At 69.2% G+C, this 19,277-nt stretch carries 19 protein-coding genes; 1 reads left to right on the forward strand and 18 read right to left on the reverse strand.

Annotation, left to right across the window (positions count from 1 at the left end; all coding sequences use genetic code 11):
• Positions 1-21: 21 nt before the first annotated feature.
• The 4 genes from G1C96_RS01640 to G1C96_RS01655 all read right to left on the reverse strand — a co-directional run bounded on the left by G1C96_RS01640 (position 22) and on the right by G1C96_RS01655 (position 5,020).
• The gene (locus tag G1C96_RS01640) at positions 22-645 is read right to left on the reverse strand and encodes a DUF47 domain-containing protein (protein WP_169274900.1); all 624 of its coding nucleotides are present in this window, start codon (positions 643-645) and stop codon (positions 22-24) included.
• Positions 646-675: 30 nt separating this feature from the next.
• Positions 676-1,728 (reverse strand): inorganic phosphate transporter, encoded by a 1,053-nt coding sequence (locus tag G1C96_RS01645; protein ID WP_169274901.1) that lies wholly within the window; start codon positions 1,726-1,728, stop codon positions 676-678.
• A 383-nt stretch (positions 1,729-2,111) separates the two neighbouring features.
• The gene (der, locus tag G1C96_RS01650) at positions 2,112-4,247 is read right to left on the reverse strand and encodes a bifunctional cytidylate kinase/GTPase Der (protein ID WP_169274902.1); all 2,136 of its coding nucleotides are present in this window, start codon (positions 4,245-4,247) and stop codon (positions 2,112-2,114) included.
• Complete coding sequence (locus tag G1C96_RS01655) at positions 4,244-5,020, reverse strand: pseudouridine synthase (protein ID WP_169274903.1); 777 nt, start codon at positions 5,018-5,020, stop codon at positions 4,244-4,246. The genes der and G1C96_RS01655 overlap by 4 nt, the downstream gene beginning before the upstream one ends.
• 143 nt (positions 5,021-5,163) lie before the next feature.
• On the opposite strand from G1C96_RS01655, the gene G1C96_RS01660 reads away from it, so the two are divergent.
• The gene (locus G1C96_RS01660; RefSeq protein WP_169274904.1) at positions 5,164-6,240 is read left to right on the forward strand and encodes an MIP/aquaporin family protein; all 1,077 of its coding nucleotides are present in this window, start codon (positions 5,164-5,166) and stop codon (positions 6,238-6,240) included.
• On the opposite strand, the gene G1C96_RS01665 is transcribed toward G1C96_RS01660, so the two are convergent.
• The 14 genes from G1C96_RS01665 to G1C96_RS01730 form a co-directional block, all read right to left on the reverse strand.
• Positions 6,157-6,444 carry a DUF3017 domain-containing protein gene (locus G1C96_RS01665; protein WP_169274905.1) on the reverse strand — a complete coding sequence of 96 codons (288 nt, stop codon included), beginning with the start codon at positions 6,442-6,444 and terminating at the stop codon, positions 6,157-6,159. The genes G1C96_RS01660 and G1C96_RS01665 overlap by 84 nt on opposite strands.
• Before the next feature lie 158 nt (positions 6,445-6,602).
• Entirely contained in the window at positions 6,603-8,243 is a 1,641-nt protein-coding gene (gene purH, locus G1C96_RS01670; protein ID WP_169274906.1) for a bifunctional phosphoribosylaminoimidazolecarboxamide formyltransferase/IMP cyclohydrolase, read from the reverse strand.
• A gap of 102 nt (positions 8,244-8,345) precedes the next feature.
• Positions 8,346-9,749 carry a cell division protein PerM gene (locus G1C96_RS01675; protein WP_169274907.1) on the reverse strand — a complete coding sequence of 468 codons (1,404 nt, stop codon included), beginning with the start codon at positions 9,747-9,749 and terminating at the stop codon, positions 8,346-8,348.
• Positions 9,750-9,752: 3 nt separating this feature from the next.
• Positions 9,753-10,673 (reverse strand): succinate--CoA ligase subunit alpha, encoded by a 921-nt coding sequence (gene sucD, locus G1C96_RS01680; protein ID WP_169274908.1) that lies wholly within the window; start codon positions 10,671-10,673, stop codon positions 9,753-9,755.
• Positions 10,670-11,866 carry an ADP-forming succinate--CoA ligase subunit beta gene (gene sucC, locus G1C96_RS01685; protein ID WP_169274909.1) on the reverse strand — a complete coding sequence of 399 codons (1,197 nt, stop codon included), beginning with the start codon at positions 11,864-11,866 and terminating at the stop codon, positions 10,670-10,672. Before sucC ends, sucD begins: the two co-directional genes overlap by 4 nt.
• Positions 11,867-12,001: 135 nt before the next feature.
• Complete coding sequence (locus G1C96_RS01690; RefSeq protein WP_169274910.1) at positions 12,002-12,589, reverse strand: adenine phosphoribosyltransferase; 588 nt, start codon at positions 12,587-12,589, stop codon at positions 12,002-12,004.
• Positions 12,590-12,673: 84 nt separating this feature from the next.
• Positions 12,674-13,078, reverse strand: a complete 405-nt coding sequence (locus G1C96_RS01695) for a preprotein translocase subunit YajC (protein WP_169274911.1) — start codon at positions 13,076-13,078, stop codon at positions 12,674-12,676.
• 56 nt (positions 13,079-13,134) lie between these two features.
• Entirely contained in the window at positions 13,135-14,208 is a 1,074-nt protein-coding gene (gene ruvB, locus G1C96_RS01700) for a Holliday junction branch migration DNA helicase RuvB (RefSeq protein ID WP_240945042.1), read from the reverse strand.
• 3 nt (positions 14,209-14,211) lie between these two features.
• Positions 14,212-14,826, reverse strand: a complete 615-nt coding sequence (ruvA, locus tag G1C96_RS01705; protein ID WP_169274912.1) for a Holliday junction branch migration protein RuvA — start codon at positions 14,824-14,826, stop codon at positions 14,212-14,214.
• Between the two features lie 37 nt (positions 14,827-14,863).
• Positions 14,864-15,454: a crossover junction endodeoxyribonuclease RuvC gene (gene ruvC / locus G1C96_RS01710; RefSeq protein WP_169274913.1), complete on the reverse strand. Its 591-nt coding sequence runs from the start codon at positions 15,452-15,454 to the stop codon at positions 14,864-14,866.
• 6 nt (positions 15,455-15,460) lie between these two features.
• Positions 15,461-16,216, reverse strand: coding sequence for a YebC/PmpR family DNA-binding transcriptional regulator (locus G1C96_RS01715; RefSeq protein ID WP_169274914.1), 756 nt, complete (start codon positions 16,214-16,216; stop codon positions 15,461-15,463).
• A gap of 37 nt (positions 16,217-16,253) precedes the next feature.
• Positions 16,254-17,474 (reverse strand): glycosyltransferase family 4 protein, encoded by a 1,221-nt coding sequence (locus G1C96_RS01720; RefSeq protein ID WP_417852156.1) that lies wholly within the window; start codon positions 17,472-17,474, stop codon positions 16,254-16,256.
• Complete coding sequence (locus G1C96_RS01725; protein ID WP_169274916.1) at positions 17,461-18,543, reverse strand: phosphatidylinositol mannoside acyltransferase; 1,083 nt, start codon at positions 18,541-18,543, stop codon at positions 17,461-17,463. Before G1C96_RS01725 ends, G1C96_RS01720 begins: the two co-directional genes overlap by 14 nt.
• The gene (locus G1C96_RS01730) at positions 18,536-19,264 is read right to left on the reverse strand and encodes a CDP-alcohol phosphatidyltransferase family protein (RefSeq protein ID WP_335341900.1); all 729 of its coding nucleotides are present in this window, start codon (positions 19,262-19,264) and stop codon (positions 18,536-18,538) included. The genes G1C96_RS01725 and G1C96_RS01730 overlap by 8 nt, the downstream gene beginning before the upstream one ends.
• Positions 19,265-19,277: the final 13 nt, after the last annotated feature.

The following is a 19,277-nucleotide window of genomic DNA, read 5'->3' on the forward strand; positions in this document are numbered from 1 at the left end:
GCCGGAACCCGGCCGGGCCGGTCAGCTGTTCTTCATGACGACGCCGTCGACCACGTCTGCCACATGCTCGCAGTCGTCGGTGCAGCGCTCCAGGTGCGCATACACCTCATGCCAGGCGAAGACCTGCAGCGGGTCGTCGCAGCCGGTGTGCAGGGCGCGCATCGCCTCCACGAACAGGCGGTCGGCGTCCTCCTCGGTCTTGTTGATCTCGAAGACGTGCTCGCGCAGCGTCCTGGAGTGCTTGAACCTCGGCAGCTCCTCGATGAGCCGCACCATGCGCTCGCAGGACCGGGTCATCATGTCCACGAGCTGCAGCGCGTCGGGGCGCATGTCGGTCACGTTGTCGTAGTAGAGGCGCAGCAGGACGCCCTCGATGCGGTCCGTCACGTCGTCCAGCGTGCTGCTCAGCTGCGCGATGTCCTCGCGTTCGAACGGCGTGATGAAGGCCGTCACCAGCTCGTCCATCAGACGGTGGCGCACCTCGTCGGCGGCCTGCTCGATGTGGTGCATCTCGTCCATGCGCTCGCGCAGGCGCGACGGGTCGTAGTCGTGCATGACCTCGGACAGCAGGCGGGCGGCGCGCAGGGCGTGCTCGGCGCTGTCCCTGAACCCGTCGAAGTAGAAGGCGTCGTTCTTTCGTGCCATGGGTTGGGTTTCCTTTCTTCTCTGCGGCGGCTAGAACACGAGCATGCACAGCCTGGCCATGGCGTAGCTGATGATGCCGCAGCCGGGGAACGTGAACACCCAGGTGAGCATCATGTCGCGCACCACGCCGAAGTTGATGGCGGACAGGCGTCGCACGGCGCCGACGCCCATGATGGCGCTGGTCTTGGTGTGCGTGGTGGACACGGGGATGCCGAGCACCGTCATGACGAGCAGGCACAGGGCGCTGGACAGGTCGGCGGAGAAGCCCTGGTACTTCTCGAGATGCACCATGTCCTGCCCCACGGACTTGATGATGCGCTCGCCGCCCACGGACGTGCCCACGCCCATGATGACGCTGCACAGCAGCATGAGCCACACGGGGATGACCACGCCGGCCACGCTGGACTGGCCGTTGCAGAACGCCATTCCCAGGAACAGCACGCCGATGAACTTCTGGCCGTCCTGCGCGCCGTGCATGAAGCTCATGCAGGCGGCGCCGGCGATCTGCGCGTACTGGAAGAACCCGTTGGTGCGCCTGCGGTCGAACCCGGCGCACACGAGCGTCACCGCCTTGCACACGATCCAGCCCATGGCGAAGCCGATCAGCAGGCTCGCGGCCAGACCGTACAGGACCTTGACCCACTCCCCCATGTTGATGCCGCCGATGCCGCCCTGGATGGCGATGGCCGCGCCGGACAGGCCGGCGATGAGGCTGTGGCTCTCCGACGTGGGGATGCCGAGCAGCGACGCGCCCACGGAATAGACCACGATGGAGAACAGCGCCGCGCACAGGGCGATGAGCGCCGCGTTCGTGTCTCCGCCGAAGTCGACCATGTTGCTGATCGTGGAGGCCACCGACGCGTTGAGCTGCGTCATGATGAGCACGCCGAGGAAGTTGAACACGGCCGCCATGACGACCGCGGGACGCACCCGCATGCACCGCGTGGTCACGCAGGTGGCGATGGCGTTGGGCGCGTCGGTCCAGCCGTTGACGAAGATCACGCCCAGCGTCAGCAATGTCGTGATCGCCAGTGCGGGGCTGGAAAGCACCTGCTGGAGGAACGTCGTCAGGGACACGTCCACGTGAAGTCACCTTCTTCTTCGAGGGGTCGGTAATCCGTCACGCCGATTGTAGCCGATGACTACGTAGTTTTTGACGTTCTGCCGTATCGTGTCGCCGCGTCCACGCCGCATCCGCCCTGAGCCCGCACCGCGCCCAAGCGCTCCGCCGGACGCGCACATACCGGACGGAACGCCGCACATACCGGGCTCAAAAGGACGAAATCCGCGATTCCAAGCGCCAAATGGACGCCCCGGCGGGGGTTTGGTACTTGGAATCGCGGATTTCGTCCGTTTCGGCCCGTATTTCGGCACGTATGTCGGGGTGCATCGACCCGTACCGCGACCCGCACGCCCAGCCTGCATCGTCGGCAGGCATCGCGCGCGGGCCGCCACGTACGACGCCGCTACCGGCGCTTCTTCTTCTCGCGGATGTTCACCGAGATCTGGATCGGCGTGCCCTCGAAGCCGAACTCCTCGCGCAGCGAGCGCTCGAGGAACCGGCGGTAGCCGTGCTCGAGGAAGCCGGTCGCGAAGATCACGAAGCGCGGAGGACGGTTCGACGCCTGCGTGGCGAACAGGATGCGCGGCTGCTTGCCGCCCCTGAGCGGATGCGGATGCTCGCTCTGGATGCGGCCGAGGAATGCGTTGAGCTTGCCGGTGGGCACGCGCTGGTCCCACGACTCGAGCGCCTGGCGCATCGCGTTCGCCAGACGGTTCGTGTGCCAGCCGGTCTTGGCCGACAGGTTGACGCGCTGCGCCCACGTGACGCGTTCGAACTCGGTCTTCCACAGGCGTTCGAGGCGCTGCTTGTCGAACTCGTCCATGGCGTCCCACTTGTTGAACACCAGCACGATGGCGCGGCCCGCGTCCACGGCCTGACTCATGACCTTGAGGTCCTGATCGGAGACGGGCTGGGAGGCGTCGAACAGCACGAGGGCCAGCTCGGCGCGCTCGAGCGCGGCGGTGGTGCGCAGCGATGAGTAGTATTCGGCGCCCGAGAGCTTGTGCAGTCGGCGCTTGATGCCGGCGGTGTCGATGAACAGCCAGTCCTCGCCGTCGATGTCGATGATCTCGTCGACCGGGTCGCGCGTCGTGCCCGCCAGATCGTTGACCACGGCGCGCTCCTCGCGCGCCAGCTGGTTGAGCAGCGACGACTTGCCGACGTTCGGGCGGCCGATGAGCGCCACGCGGCGCAGGCCGGTCGGCGTGAGCGTGCCGGAGCGCCTGTCGGCGGCGTCGAGCTTCCTCATCGCCTCGTCGAGCAGGTCGCCCACGCCGCGCCCGTGCATGGCGGAGATCGGGTACGGCTCGCCCAGGCCCAGCTTCCAGAACTCGGCGGCGAGGTACTCGCTCGCGCCGTCGTCGACCTTGTTCACAGCCAGCGTGACCGGCTTGCCGCTGGCGCGCAGCATCCTCACGATGCGCTCGTCACTGGCGGTCAGGCCCACCTGGCCGTCCACCACGAGCAGCACCGCGTCGGCCAGGCGCACGGCCACCTCGGCCTGGTTGGCGATCGCGGAGTCGATGCCCTCCACGTCGGTCTCCCAGCCGCCGGTGTCGACGAGCTTGAAGTCCTGTCCGGCCCATTCCGCGTCGTAGCTGATGCGGTCGCGCGTCACGCCCGGAGTGTCCTCCACCACGGCGGCGCGGCGGCGCAGGATGCGGTTGACCAGCGTGGACTTGCCCACGTTCGGACGGCCCACCACGGCCAGCACGCCCACGTTGCGCGTGGCGTCGGCCTCGTCGGAGCCGAAGTCGCCGCGCCCCTCGATGAGCGCCTCGTCGGCCTCGTCCAGATCGTAGCCCTCGAGGTTGGCGGCGTACCGCTCGTACGCCTGCTCCTCCATGGCGTCCTCGACGATGCGGCACATCGTCGCGACGGTCTCGTCGAGCGTCATGTCGGAGTTGTCGAGCGTGATCACGCCGTCCGCCGCAGAGGTGAAGTTCGTGACCTTCGAGTCCTGCGCGTCGCGCTTCGCCACGTCGTCGGCGCCCACGCCGGCCTCGGACGAGGCCTGTCCGGCGCGGCGGGCGGCGCGCACCTCCTCGCGGGCGGTGAGCAGCACGCGCACCTCGGCCTCGGGCGCCACCACGGTGGTGATGTCGCGGCCCTCGGCCACGATGCCCGCGCCCTCGGAGTACGAGTCGGCCGCGGACTCGCGCGCGATGTACGCGCGCTGCGCGGCGATGAGGATGCTGCGCACGGGAAGGACGCCCGAGACCACGGAGACGTGCGACGACACCTCGGCCGATCGGATCGCCTCGGAGATGTCCTCGCCGTCGCAGAACACGCCGGGCGCGTCCGGCGCCACGGCGATGTCGAAGTGGTCGTCGGTGAAGAACGCGCCCACCTCGGTGATGATGCGCTGCTCGTCGGGGGACGCGGCGTCCAGGTCGACGCCCCGCCTCAGGCACCACCAGGCGCACGCGCGGTACATGGCGCCCGTGTCGAGGTAGGCGAGGCCGTAGCGGCGCGCGATCTCGCGCGACACGGTGGACTTGCCGACGCCGGCGGGCCCGTCGATGGCGACCGTGATCACAGGCCGACCTCCTTGCTCAGGGAGCGCAGCTCGACCTGCGACAGCACGCGGTAGGAGCCCGGCTTGAGCTCGCCCAGCTTGATCGGGCCGATCTGCGTGCGCACCAGGCGCGTGACCGGGAATCCGATGGAGCCGAAGATGCGGCGCACGATGCGGTTCTTGCCCGAATGCAGCGTCACCTTCACCAGCGTGTGCTCGCGGTTCTGATCGAGGATCGCGCAGTGGTCGAGCCTGATCCAGCCGTCGTCGAGCTTGACGCCCTGCGTGACCAGACGGCGCGCCACCGTGCCGGACAGCTTGCCCTCCACCGTGGCGACGTACGTCTTGGCCACCTCGTACTTGGGGTGCATGACGTGCTGGCTCAGCTCGCCGTCGTCCGTCATGAGGATCAGGCCCTCGGAATCATAGTCGAGACGGCCCATGTGGAACACGCGCTCGTACTTGTCGCCGATGATGTCGCGCAGCGTGTAGCGGCCCTTCGGGTCCTCCATGGCGCTCAGGACGCGGCGCGGCTTGTTCAGCGCGAGCGTGACGTGGTTGGTGTTGATGCGGATGCGCGAGCCGTCCACACGCACCTGCTGACGGGACATGTCCACGCGGGTGCCGAGCTCGGTGACGAGCTCGCCGTCCACCTCCACGCGGCCGTCGAGGATGATCTGTTCGCATTTGCGGCGCGAGCCGAATCCGGCCTGGGCCAGGATCTTCTGGAGGCGCTCGCCGTCGTTGTTCTTGGAATCTTGTGCGCCGTTGGCGCGGGAATACTGGTGTGGCATCGTTCTCCCAACGTGGCCTGATCAGATTGATGATTCGTATGATGCGGTGCCTCGGCACCAAAGACATAAGTATTGCACAAAGGGTCGACTGCTAGACTGTGAGGCGTTTGTCCATCCAATACCGATTCCAACAAAGGAACGACATGTCAGATTCCATGTTCCCCGCCGGCGGAGAGACGCGCCACGGCGCCGACGACCGCGACGAGCGGGCCACCATCGACCGGACCACGATCTTCGAGCCGCACGACGGCGACGACCGCCCGGTGTACACCACGTCGACGCCCCGCCGGGGCGTCGACGCCGGCAGGCTCGCCATGCGCTTCGCGGCCGAGTTCGTCGGCACCGCGCTGGTGGTCTTCCCCATCCTCCTCGTCTACACGCTCAGCCAGCTGATCTACCAGTACGCGGGCCTGATGCCGATCATCACCGTCACCGCGCTCGCCTACGGCGCCGTCTCCGCCATGATGGGCCGGGTCTCCGGCGCCCAGCTCAACCCCGCGGTCACCGTGGCCGCCATGCTCACGTCCAGGACGCACTGGCTCGACGGCATCGTCTACGTCGTCGCCCAGGTGCTCGGCGGCATCGCCGCGGCGGCGCTCTACGTCTTCATCCTGCCGGTGAGCGAGTCGGTGCCCGCCTCCACGTGGCTCACGATGGCCGTCAAGGGCTTCGACGAGGCATCCCGCTCCAGCGGCGCCCTCGCCAACGCTGGCATCTCCTTCGGATCCACCATGGCCGTCGTCGTGGAGCTCGTCGCCGGCCTGATCGTGGTGGGCGCCTCCGTGGCCACGCTGCGCCGCGACGGCACCGCGTCCAAGGCGCATGCCTGGGTGGCGGCGCTCGCCTACGGTCTGGCCGCGTCGTTCACCTACCCGGTGACCGGCGCGTCGCTCAACCCCGCGCACGCCACCGGCATCGCGCTGCTGGCGCACGGCAAGGGACTGGACGTCGAGCCGCTCAGCCAGCTGTGGGTGTTCTGGATCGCGCCGCTGTTCGCCGCCGCCATCGTGGCGGTCGCCATGCTCGTCAACGGGATGGTGCAGGGCACCCTTCCGGTCCGCGCGGACGGCGCCGACGACGCGCTGCCCGCCGACATGGACGTCCCGTCGGAGGAGACGGACGATCCGGCCGCCGATTCAGTACATGAATTCGAAGGACACGTCGAGGACGGCCAGTCCGATGCCCAGCCCGAAGCTGATGAAGGCGTCGAACGCGACTGATCGCACCTTGAAGGGACTGCGCCGACGCAACGCGAGGCGCAGCAGCCCGCACACGAGGGCCGTGACGGCGAGCACCGCCGTCGCGGCCCTCGTGTATCCGACGGCAGCTACGACGGCGGCGACCGCCACGACCGCCAGCAGCCCCCACTCGAACAGCGGATTGCCCTCGTGCGCCTCGGACACGAACGGATGGTCGGATGCCATGTCGTCGCCTTTCCCCTACCGCATGCGCTCGGGCGCGCATGCACGTGACTCGCATATGCCGCTACCCTACCGCTCATGCGCGGGCATGGCAAAGGCCGGCGTGCGCGCACGCCGGCCTTTGCCATGCCCGTCGGACGCCTTCGGCGCCCGTCCGCCGATCAGTGGAAGAAGTGGCGGATGCCGGTGAGGTACATCGTCACGCCGGCCTTCTTCGCCGCCTCGATGACCTCCTCGTCGCGGATGGAGCCGCCGGGCTGCACGATGGCCTTGACGCCGGCGTTGATGAGCACCTCGGCGCCGTCCGCGAACGGGAAGAACGCATCGGATGCGGCGACGGCGCCCGTGGCGCGGTCCTGGCCGTCCGCGAGCGTGTTGGCGCGCTCGACGGCCAGATGGCAGGAGTCGACGCGGTTGACCTGGCCCATGCCGATGCCCACGGTCGCCTGATCGTGCGCGATGAGGATGGCGTTGGACTTCACGCAGCGGATCGCGCGCCACGCGAACACGAGGTCCCTGAGCGTGTCGGCGTCGGCCGGCTCGCCGGACACGAGCCTCCACGCGTTCGGATCGTCGCCGGAGGCGTCGATGAGATCGGTATCCTGCACGAGCAGGCCGCCGTCGATCTGGCGGATCGCCTCATGGCCCTTCGGCGGCTCGGCCACCTTGAGGATGCGCAGGTTCTTCTTCTTGGTCTGCAGCAGCTCCAGCGCCTCGGGCTCGTAGTCAGGCGCCACGATGACCTCGGTGAAGATCGGGCGCACGCTGTTGGCCATGTCGAGCGTCACCGTGGAGTTGCAGGCGATCACGCCGCCGTACGCGCTGACCGGGTCGCAGGCGTGGGCCTTGCGGTGCGCCTCGGCCGCGGTGGCGCCGATGGCCAGGCCGCACGGATTGTTGTGCTTGACGACGGCGACGGCGATCGCGGGGGCGAGATCCCACACGGTGCGCCAGGCGGCGTCGGCGTCCACGTAGTTGTTGTAGCTCATCGGCTTGCCGCCGAGCTGCTCGGCGTGCGCGAAGCCGGTCTGGTCGAGCGGGTCGACGTACAGCGCGGCCTGCTGGTGCGAGTTCTCGCCGTAGCGCAGGATGTGCTGCTTGTCCCACGTGCGCGTGAACTGCTTCGGGAACTTGGCGTCGGCCTCGGCGGTCTCCTCGGCGCGCTCCTCCTCGGATTCGCTCGCCTCGATGGAGGCCGGCTTGGGCCAGTGCCTGGCGGTCCACTCGTTGATCGTCGCGTCGTAGGCGGCGGTGTGGGCGAACGCCTTTGCGGCGAGCCACTCGCGCTCCTCCAGCGAGAAGCCGGTGCCGTCCTCCACGCGCCGGGCGACCAGTGCATAGTCGGCCGGGTCGGTGACGATGGCGACCGTGGCGTGGTTCTTGGCCGCGCCGCGCACCATGGACGGGCCGCCGATGTCGATCTTCTCGATGACGTCCGCCTCGGAGGCGCCGGAGCGCACGGTGTCGGCGAACGGGTACAGGTTCACCACCACGAGGTCGAACGGCTTGATGCCGAACTCCTCGAGCTGCTTGGCATGATCGGGGTTGGTCATGTCGGCGAGGATGCCGGCGTGGATGTACGGATGCAGGGTCTTGACGCGGCCGTCGAGGCACTCCGGGAAGCCGGTGACCTGCGAGACCTCGGTGACCTTGACGCCGAGCTCGGCAAGCCTCTTCGCGGTGGATCCGGTGGACACGACGTCGGTGCCCGCGGCGACGAACGCCTCGGCCAGACGCTCGATGCCCTCCTTGTGGAACACCGAGACCAGCGCGCGCTTGATCGGACGGTTCGTGGTGGTCATGCAATCTCCTTCTGCGTTGCGGAACGGACCGCTGCCCGTCCCGATGGTTCCATGGTAGAGACGGCCCGCAACAACGGGCGGGTCACGCGGCTTCCTCCCGGGTCACGACTCCTCGGGGCGCGGAGACGGTTCGCGCGAAGACGCGACCCTCGGACGGCGAGCCGTTCCGCGGACCGGCTCGCGGCCCTCCCCGCGGCCTTCGGAGCCGGAGCCGTCACCGGAGTCGGCGGGGACGGACGTTTCGGCGGTCTCCGCCGTCGCGGCGCCGCGGCGCATGCGCCCCGCGGCCCATCGGATCCCGAAGTACGAGGCGACGCCGACGAGCGTCATCAGCCACGCCGCCAGCAGGCCGAGAGCCACGCCGTGGCCCGTCGCCCGCGTCGAAGCGACGACGTCCACGCCCACATGGGCGAGCCGCCCGGTGCCGAGCGCCCCGTTCGACAGCGAGAACGCCAGCGTGGCGAACAGCGACACGAGCGCCGCGGCGAGGCACGAGGACGCCGCCGGATATGCCAGCAGCGGCACGGCGGTCCTCATCCCGGGCTCCGCCCCACCGGCGCGCAGCCGGGCGACGACGCCGAATCCCTGACGTCCGACGAGTACGAGCAGGCCGACCGCCAGTCCCACGACGCACGGCACGGCCATGAGCGCGAGCCGCACGGTGCCGTCCTGGACGGGCTGCGGGAACAGGCCGAACACCGGCAGCGGGGGCAGGTCCGTGGACTGGCCCGTCCACAGGGTGAACTGCGCCGCGTCGCCGACGCTGAACCCGGCGCCGATCAGCCACGACAGGGCCCAGATGACGAGGTTCGGCAGCCATGCGAGGGAGGCGACCGTGGTCATGATGCGCGATCCGGTACCCATGTCGGTCATGGCGAACAGCGTGTTCATGGCGTCGTAGTCCATCACGATCCACGCGACCAGCGTGGCGAGTCCCGCCAGCGTGAGCGCCATGACGATCAGCGCCGCGGCGACGCACCCGAAGATGATGGTCCGGCGCACCTGCACCGAGATGGGGTCCCACACCCTGCCGCGGAAGGTCTCGGCGAGTTCCGCATGCGGCAGCGCCACGAGGCCGTAGCCCACGGCGAAGACCAGCAGCGCCTTGCCCATGAGCGCGCCGGGAGCGTCGAGCAGACCCACCTGCACGCCCTGCGAGGCGTACCAGCTCATGAGAACCCACGCCGCGGCCCCCGAGACGAATCCGGGCAGACCGGTGCCGATGCGCGCCGCGAGCACGGCGATGAGCGCGACGAGCATCACGGTGAGCAGCAGGGGGACGATGGTCAGCGTCACCGAACCGGTCGTGAACCCCACACCCTGCGACAGCAGGATCATCGCCTCGGTCAGCGGCACGGTCGCGTTGGACAGCGTGGCGCCGCCCTCCTCCATGGAGACGATCAGCAGCAGCAGGGCGATGAAGCAGCCCAGGGCGACGGCGTAGATGGCCATGGCGAGCACCGCGACCGCGATGCCCGCCCCGAACGACTTGAGTCGTCCAAGCATGGATCACCCGAGCTTGGCCATGACCTCGCGCATGTACTGCGCGGTCTGGCCCGGGGTCCTGCCGACCTTGATGCCCACGGCCTCGAGGGCCTCCTTCTTGTCCTTCGCAGTGCCCTTGCCGCCGGAGACAATGGCGCCGGCATGGCCCATCTGCTTGCCCTCGGGGGCGGTGAAGCCGGCGATGTAGGCGACGATGGGCTTGGTCATGTGCTCATGCGCCCATGCCGCGGCCTCCTGTTCGGCGCTGCCGCCGATCTCGCCGATCATCACGACGGCCTTGGTGTCCGGATCGGCCTCGAACTGCTGGAGGGCCTCGAGCAGCGTGGTGCCGACGATCGGATCGCCGCCCACGCCGAGACACGCGGTGAAGCCGTACTCGGACAGCTCCCCCATGAGCTGGTAGGTGAGGGTGCCGGACTTGGAGACCAGCCCCAGCGGTCCGCGGCGGACGATGCCGTCCGGGATGATGCCGAGGTTGACGCCCGGATTGGCCGGATCGTCGGACAGGGTGATGAGTCCCGGGCAGTTGGGGCCGATGATGCGCACGCCGTGGCGCTGGGCGAGGGCGACGCAGTAGGCGGTGTCCGCCACCGGGATGCCCTCGGTGATAACCACGATGAGGGAGATGCCGGCCTCGATGGCCTCGACGACGGCGCCCTTGGCGAAGCGGGGCGGCACGAACACGACGCTGGCCTGCGCGCCGGTGGCGGCCCTGGCCTCGGCGCAGGTGGCGTACACGGGGATGTGGGCGTCCTCGCCGCCGCGGGCGGCGGGATAGACGACCTCGGTGCCGGCCTTGCGGGGGTTGACTCCGCCGACGATGTTGGTGCCGGCCCTGAGCATGCGCGCGGTGTGGGTCATGCCCTGATGTCCGGTGATGCCCTGCACGATGACGGGCGCGTTGTGGTCAATGAACAGTGTCATGAACGTTCACCTTTCAGTTCCGCGGCGAGCTTGGCCGCCTGCTGAGCCGCCTGCTCCATGGTCTTGGCGACGTGGATGCGCGGATTGTCCGCGGACAGGAGGATCCTCAGGCCCTCCTCGGCGGCGTTGCCGTCGAAGCGGACCACGATGGGCTTGGCGGTGTTGATCTCGTCGAGCGCGTCCAGAATGCCCTGCGCGACCTGCACGCACGACGTGATGCCGCCGTACACGTTGACGAACACGGAGACGACCTGCGGGTCGGCGAGCACGATGTTGAGGCTGTCGCGCATCACGTCGGCCGAGGCCCCGCCGCCGATGTCGAGGAAGTTGGCGGGCTTGATGCCGGTGCCCTGGTCCTCTCCGGCGCCGGACACGGCGTCGAGCGAGCTCATCACGAGTCCCGCGCCGTTGCCGATCACGCCGACCTCGCCGTGCAGGTGCACGTAGTGCAGGCCGCGTTCGCGCGCCTTCTGCTCGTACGGGTCCGGGACGATCGGATCCTCGAAGCGCTTCCACCCGTCGTGGCGGAACGCGGCGTTGTCGTCCAGCGAGATCTTCGCGTCGAGCGCGCACAGCGACTTGGACGACTCGTCGTCCGGATCGCCGATCTTGGCGAGCGGGTTGATCTCGACCAGCGTGGCGTCGTTGGTCTTGAAGACCTCCCACATCTTGAGCAGGATCTGCGCGGCCTGCTCCACGTCGGCGTGGTAGAAGCCGATCTCCCCCGCCATCCTGCGGGCGTCCTCGATGCCGAAGTTGCCGAGCGCGCTGATGTGCAGGCGCTTGACCGACTCGGGGTGCTCCTTGGCGATGGCCTCGACCTCGGTGCCGCCGTTCGCCGTGGCGAGCACATCGTAGTCGCGGGACGTGCGGTCCACGGAGATGGACACGTAGTACTCATGCAGGATGTTCTTCGCCTCGGCGACCAGCACACCGGACACCTTGTGCCCGTGGATGGTCATCGGCAGGATCCTCTCGGAGTCGAGGATGGCTTCGTTCTGGTCCTTGGCGACCAGCACGCCGCCGGCCTGGCCGCGGTGGCCGATCTTGACCTGCGCCTTGACGACGCAGGGGTAGCCGATGCGGTCGGCCGCGTCGGCCACGTCATGGGAGTTCTCGGCGAAGACGGCCTGAGGGGTGGGGATGCCCTGCTCCTCAAGCAGCTGCCGGGCCTGATATTCGTAAAGATCCATGGACTTGGTGTTCTTCCTGATGAGGGTGAAACGGATGATGCGACGAAACGGCACTATAGGACGTCGCGCGGGAACGCGCGCACGCCGGTCCATATGGCGTCACGACGCCGCTGGACGTGGCGGTCCCGGACGGCGTCAGGCGGGCATCTCGGTCAGCGCCGTGACCGGGTAGTCGCCCAGCTGCGCGCGGCCGTCGAGGCCCTGCAGCTCCATGACGAAGCTGAAGCCGGCGACCTTGCCGCCCGCGAGCTCGACGAGCTTCGCGGCGGCGGCCGCGGTGCCTCCGGTGGCGATGAGGTCGTCGACGATGAGCACGCGCTGGCCGTCGCGCACCGCCTCGGTCTCGATCTCGATGCTGGCGGTGCCGTATTCGAGGGCGTAGGACTGCTTGAGCGTCTCGGGCGGCAGCTTGCCGGCCTTGCGCACCGGCACGAACCCCTTGCCCAGATGGGCGGCGAGGGCCGGTCCCATGAGGAAGCCGCGCGCCTCGAGACCGGCGACGAGGTCGATCTGGTCCGCAGGCACGGGCAGGGTGCGCTCGAGCGCCACGAGCATGAGGCGCAGGGCCCTGGCGTCCGTCATGATGGGCGTGAAGTCCCGGAAGTGGATGCCCGGCTTGGGGAAGTCGGGAGTGGTGCGGATGAGCGAGGCGACGTACTGCGCGTCCTCGGCGCCGATCACGTCAAGCTGGGCGATGGTCAGATCGGTCGATGGCTGGGACATGGCTTCCCCTTTTGCGTGGTGGTTCGGTGGTGTGCGATGGGTCCGAGCGGACGTGCCGCTCGGACCCATGCGAAATTCATGATGCTACTTGGTCTGCTCGCCGGTCTTGTCGCCGGAGGCGTCCTCGGCGTCGAGAGGCTTCTGGGCCTCGTCGTCGGAGGCCTTGTCCTCCAGACGGTTGCCGTACTCGTCCACCTCGTCGTCGTGGATGTAGGCCGGCACGATGGGCGGCTCGGTGAGCGCGGCGAGACGCCAGCGGGAGCGGGAGCCCTCGGAATCGATCACGGCCTGCTCCTTCTCGAGGTCCACCTCGACGATCTTGCCGAGCAGGCCGGAATAGGTGGCCACCTCGGTACCGGGCTGGAGGGATTCGCGGAAGTCGTTGACCTTGGCCTGCTGCTTCTTGGCCTTCTTGGACTGCCACCACATCATGCCGAACATCAGCACGAGGATGACGATCATGAACAGCATCGAGGGATCAAACGGCATTACGGGTTCTCCTTCATTCGAGCCATGCCGTACGCATGGCGCTCGGACACTGGATTCTAGAACACCGCGGTGACATCGTCGCCGGGCTGCAAACCCAAATGTTCCCAAGCCTTCCTGGTCGCCACGCGCCCCTTGGGCGTGCGCATGAGGAAGCCCTCGCGCACCAGATAGGGCTCGCACACCGTCTCGACGGTCTCCGACTCCTCGCCGACCATGGCGGCCAGGGTGTTCAGTCCCACGGGCCCGCCGTTGAAGCTGCGCACGATCGCGTTGAGCACGGCGATGTCCAGACGGTCCAGCCCCTCGGCGTCGATCTGGTACAGCGCCAGCGCCTCCTGCACGTCCCCGGCCGAGACGACGTCGAGATCGTGCACGATGGCCCAGTCGCGCACGCGGCGCAGGAGACGGTTCGCGATGCGCGGCGTGCCGCGCGAGCGCAGCGCCAGCTGCTCGCTCGCTCCCTCGGACAGCGCGAGCCCGAGCACCACGGCGGAGCGCTCGACCAGCTTCTCCAGTTCCCCGTGCGGGTAGTAGTCGAGATGCGCGGTGAAGCCGAACCGCGCGCGCAGCGGCGAGGGCAGCATGCCCTCGCGCGTGGTGGCGCCGATGACGGTGAACCGCGGCAGGGTGAGCGGGATGGACGTGGCGCCCGGCCCCTTGCCGACCATCACGTCCACGCGGAAGTCCTCCATGGCGATGTAGAGCAGCTCCTCGGCGGCGCGCGGCAGACGGTGGATCTCGTCGATGAACAGCACCTCGCCCGTCTCCAGCGAGCTGAGCACCGACGCGAGGTCGCCGGCGTGCTGGATGGCCGGGCCGGACGTGACGCGGATCGGCACGCCGAGCTCGTTGGCGACGATCATCGCCAACGTGGTCTTGCCGAGGCCCGGAGGGCCCGCCAGCAGGATGTGGTCCGGCGGCACGTCGCGCTTGCGCGCGGCGTCGAGGAACAGCTGCAGCTGGGCCTTGAGTCGGGGCTGGCCAATGAACGAGGCCAGCGCCGCGGGACGCAGCTCCTCGTCGCTCACCGATTCCTCGCCGGTGGCGGTGGCCGCCACCATGCGCAGCGAATCCTCGCGCGCGCCGGTGTTGCGCTGGGAGCCCGGCATGATCGTTTCGTCGAAAGCCATGGATCACCTTCCCCTGTCCAGCGACGCCAGCGCGAGCCTGAGCACGCGGGGCACGTCGTCCTCGCCCAGCGGCGTCGCGATGCCCTCCTCCTCGCAGACGCCGGCCACGGCGGACTCGGCGTCGCGCTGCTGCCAGCCGAGCGAGACGAGGCCCTGCACGCACTGCAGCAGAGCGGGATCCTGGGCGCGTGCGGCGGAGCGTCCCGCGGCCACCTCGTCCATGTTGATGGTGCCGGCGAGCTCGAGGATGATCTTCTGCGCGCCCTTCCGGCCCAGCCCCGGGGCGCGGGACAGCGCGGCGCTGTCCCCGTCCGCCACGGCCTGCGCGAGCTGCTTGGGCGTGAGCGTGGACAGCAGGGAGAGCGCCACCTTGGGACCGATGCCGCTGACCTTCTGCAGCTGTGCGAACAGGGTGCGCGACGTCCGCGACAGGAACGCGTACAGCGTCAGCGCGTCCTGGGAGACGCTGAGGGACGTATGCACGCGCACCTGCTGCCCCGAGTGCATGGATGCCAGATCCGTGGACGTCATGCGAGCCTCGAACCCGATGCCGCCCACGTCGATGACGGCGACGTCCGCGCCGACGTCCATGACGACGCCGTTGAGCATGCCGATCATGCGTCTCTCCTTCCAGATAGAACGTATGTTCGACAGACTACATGCCGCGGTCGACGTTCCTGCGGTGCTGCGCCTTGACGGCCCGCTGCGTCGCCTCGGCCCACTGGCGCTGCGCCTCGGTCAGATGCTCCTCGCGCTCCCCTCCCTGCAGCGCGCCGGCCGGACGCAGCGCGTGGCAGATGGCCTGCGCCAGCGCGTCGGCGGCGTCGGCCGGCTTGGGCAGCGTGTTGAGTCCCAGGATGCGGGCCACCATGCGCTCCACCTGCACCTTCTGCGCCATGCCGTTGCCGGTGATGGCGAGCTTGGCCTCGGTGGGCGTGTGCAGCGCCACGGGGATGCCGCGCTGGGCGGCGGCGAGCATGGCCATGCCGGCCGCCTGCGCGGTGCCGAGCACGGTGTTCCGGTTCTCCTGCGCGAACACGCGCTCGATGGAGACCACGTCGGGGATGAACCGGTCCATCTTGGCGCACAGGCCGTCGTAGATCGTCTTGAGGCGCAGGTCCTGCGAGGCGTGCGGGTCGGACCGCACCACGTCCACGTGGATAAACGAAAGCCGGCGGTATGCGCCGGCTTCCACCACGCCGACCCCGCAGCGGGTGAGCCCGGGGTCAACGCCAAGTATGATCACGCGATGTCACTCCGCGTCGAGCTGTTCCATGACCTCGTCGGAGGCGGTCCAGTTGGCGTAGATGTTCTGCACGTCGTCCAGATCGTCGAGGTTGTCGATGAGCTTGGAGACCTTGCGCGCGTCGTCGAGGCTCAGCTCGACCTCGTTCTTCGGGGCCATCACGGAATCGGCGGAGTCGAAGTCGATGCCGGCGTCCTCGAGGGCCTTGCGCACGGTGTGCAGGTCGGAGGGGTCGGTGACCACGGTGTAGACGTCGCCGTCGTCGGTCACGTCCTCGGCGCCGGCCTCGGCGGCCTTCTCGAACAGGTCGTCGAAGTCCACGCCCTCGGACGGGACGACGATCTGGCCCTTGCGCTCGAAGTTGAAGGACACGGAGCCGGAGGTGGCCAGCGAGCCGCCGCCCTTGGTCAGGGTGGAACGGACCTCGGCGGCCGCGCGGTTGCGGTTGTCGGTCAGGCACTCGATGATGAGGCCCACGCCGGCGGGGGCGTAGCCCTCGTACACGATGTCCTCGTAGTTGACGCCGCCCGCTTCCTCACCGGAGCCGCGCTTGACGGCGCGCTTGATGTTGTCGGCGGGCATGGAGGCCTTCTTGGCCTTGTAGATGGCGTCGTACAGGGACGGGTTGCCGGCGGGGTCGCCGCCGCCCATGCGGGCCGCGATCTCGATGTTCTTGATCAGCTTGGCGAACAGCTTGCCGCGCTTGGCGTCGATAGCGGCCTTCTTGTTCTTGGTAGTCGCCCACTTGGAATGACCGGACATAGTGCTCCTAGCGAAGTCGGAATTACTTGCAAACGCGTCAGATTGTAGGCGTGCGCTTTGACAATGCCCGTGCGTACACCTCGAGCACCCGGTCCGTCACCACGCCCCAGTCGTATTCGCGGGAGCGCCGCAGTCCGGCCCGCGCGATGCGCCGGCGCTCCTCCCCGTCGTCGAGCAGCCGCGCGAGGGCGCGGGCGCAGTCGTCGGCGTCCGCGGTGCGGAACAGCGCCGCGTACCTGCCGTCGGCGCTCACGTCCCGGAAGGCGCGCAGATCGGAGGCGACCACGGGGCATCCGGCGGCCATCGCCTCCGCCAGCACGATCCCGAAGCTCTCCCCGCCCGTCTGCGGGGCCACGTACGCGTCGAGCGACCGATAGAACCGCGCCTTGTCGGCGTCGCTGACGCGTCCCAGAAACTCGAACCGGTCCTCGAGCCGCGGGTCGATGCCGCGCAGCACGGCGCGCCCCGCGTCCTCGCCGTCGCCGGCGCACAGGAACCGGATCCCGGGTCTGCGCTCGAGCAGCGAGGCGGCGGCGCGCGCGAACACGGCGAACCCCTTGCGCTCCTCCCCCATGCGCCCCAGGAATCCCACGGTCGGGGCCTCGGCCGTGCCCTGCCACCGCGGGTCGGGAAGCGCCGAGGCGAAGCGGTCGCATCGGATGCCGTTGGGGATGATCGACGTGGGGATGTCCTCCGGCAGGTAGTGGCGCGCGGTGTCCAGCGCGGCGCCGCTCACGCAGATCGCCTCGCGCAGGTTGCCCAGATAGAACCGCAGGTACCGTTCGAAGAACCGCAGCGCCCGCGGGTACTCGTCGAACGCCGAGTGGAAGGTCGCCACGTAGGGGCACGGGGAGAACCACACGATCAGCGGCTTGTGGCTCAGGCTCGGCGACTCGGGCTCGTGCAGGTGCAGGACGTCGAAGCGTCCCTGCCGCACCCACATGCGCGTGCGCGGCCCCACGAAGCCGAAGTAGCTCAGGCGCGCGAGGGAGCCGTTGTACGGGATGGCGAACGACGTGCCGGTGGTGTGGACCCACAGCGGCATGTCCGCGGTGCGGCGTCCGGGAGCCAGCACCTTGACGTCATGTCCCCGCGCGATGAGCTCCTCCGCGAAGTCTCGGATGTGGAACTGCACGCCGCCCGGCGTCTCGAAGGAGTACGGGCTGACGATGCCGATCCGCAGCTTCCGCCCGTGGAACGGGTCCGGTCCGCGGACGGCGTCCGTCTCCTCATGGTTCCCCGTCTCATGCCCCGTCATGGTCATCCGCACGTCCTTTCCCTCCTTCGGCGGTCCGATCCTCCTTGTCCGCCGTCCCTTCCACGGCGTCGGCGTCGCCCCGGACGCGTCCCGCCGTCGCGGCGACGTCGTCCGGGACGTCGCGCAGACGGTCGGCGTCGAGGTCGTCGAGGAAGATCGGCTGCAGCATGTGCCAGTCCTCGGGGTGGGCGGCGATTCCCGGCGCCCACAGATCGACCCACGCCTGGCTGAGCGCGCGCACGGCCTCGTCCCGTCCCATGGCGAGGTACGGCGCCACGTCGATCGGGCCGCGGACCTCGCACACGTAGCCGTACGGCGTCCCGGCGCGGCGGCGGCGCGCGCCGCGCAGCCGTTCCCTGCGCATCGTGACCACGTACAGCGGGCTGCCGGTCTCCAGCGCCAGCACCGCGGGGCCCGCGGCCACGCGGATCACGGATCCGAACGCCCGGACGAACACGCCGCGCCGGCTCAGGTCGCGGTCGGCGAGCAGCGGCACGAGTACGTGCGGGCGTCCCAGCGCCTCGGCGAGGCGGTCCGTCAGTCCCGGTCCGCCGGTCAGGAGGATGCGCATGCCCAGTCGTTCGCGGATGTCCACGAACGTGCGCAGCAGCCGCTCGTCGCTCAGGCGCTCCGCCACGGTGGTGACCGGCGCCACGTCGAACTGCGCCCAGAAGCCCGCATAGTCCCAGTTCCCTTGGTGGCCCATGGCGATGGGAGCCGAGCCCGCGCCGCCGCGGGTCAGCGCGACGAGTGGCGCCAGCCCTTCGCCGTCGCCGCGGATCCGGGCACGCAGCTGGTCGTCGCTCCTCGCTCCGACGGTCATCGCCTCGGCGAAGTACGCGAAGTAGGAGCGCATGCCCGCCCGCGCGGTCCTGCGCAGGACGCGGCGGGGAACCGGGCGGGCGCCCGAGCCGCCGAGCACGTGGGCGAGGTTGGATTCCAGCTGTCGCTCGCCCCCGACGCGCAGCAGCCATGCGGCGTCCGCCGCGGCGAGGAACAGCCCGCGCAGCAGCGGCTCGGGGATCAGACGCGCATGTTTCGCCGCCCGGACCAGAACTCCGTCAAGCACCGCTGCTCGCCCTGCGGGGTCGTACGGCGCCGGACCGGGAGGAGGACGAGGGAGGGGCCGGCGGCGTCAGCGGGGCGGCCGCCCCGTTCATCTGGTCGCGGACCGTGGCGATGCGCTGCCAGACCGTGATGGTGCCCAGCACCGCGAGCACCGCCATGAACGCCATGAGCCATGCCGGTTCGCCGGTGATGCCGCTCAGCGCCATGCTCACCAGGATGATGGCGAGCCTGTCGGAGCGGGTGGCCACGCCGTTCTTCGCCTCGAAGCCCACCGATTCGGCGCGGGCGCGGGCATAGGAGGTGACGAACGAGGTCATGACGGAGAACAGGGCGCATCCGACGCCGATCCACGCCACGAGATGCGGCGATGTCCCGCCGGCCGCGGCGTGGTCGACGATCTCGCGCAGGAAGTAGATGATGACGCCCGCGAGTACCGCCCAGTCGGCGATGCGGTCGAGCGTGGAGTCGAGGAACGCGCCGAATCTGGTGCCGCCGGTGGTCAGGGCGGCCACCGAACCGTCGAGGGAGTCGAAGACGACCAGCACGGTCAGCGCGATCGCGCCGGGCAGCAGCCATCCGGTCAGGCCCGCGGCGATTCCCACGACCACCGTGCCCACGGCCCCGGCGATCGTCACCGCGTCGGCGGTGACGCCCATCCGCACCAACAGACGGGCGATGGGGGCGATGAGTCTCTTCCATGGGGCACGCAGTTTCTCTAGCACGTCTCACACCATA

This window comes from Bifidobacterium moraviense (genome assembly GCF_012932365.1).
GTDB lineage: Bacteria > Actinomycetota > Actinomycetes > Actinomycetales > Bifidobacteriaceae > Bifidobacterium > Bifidobacterium moraviense.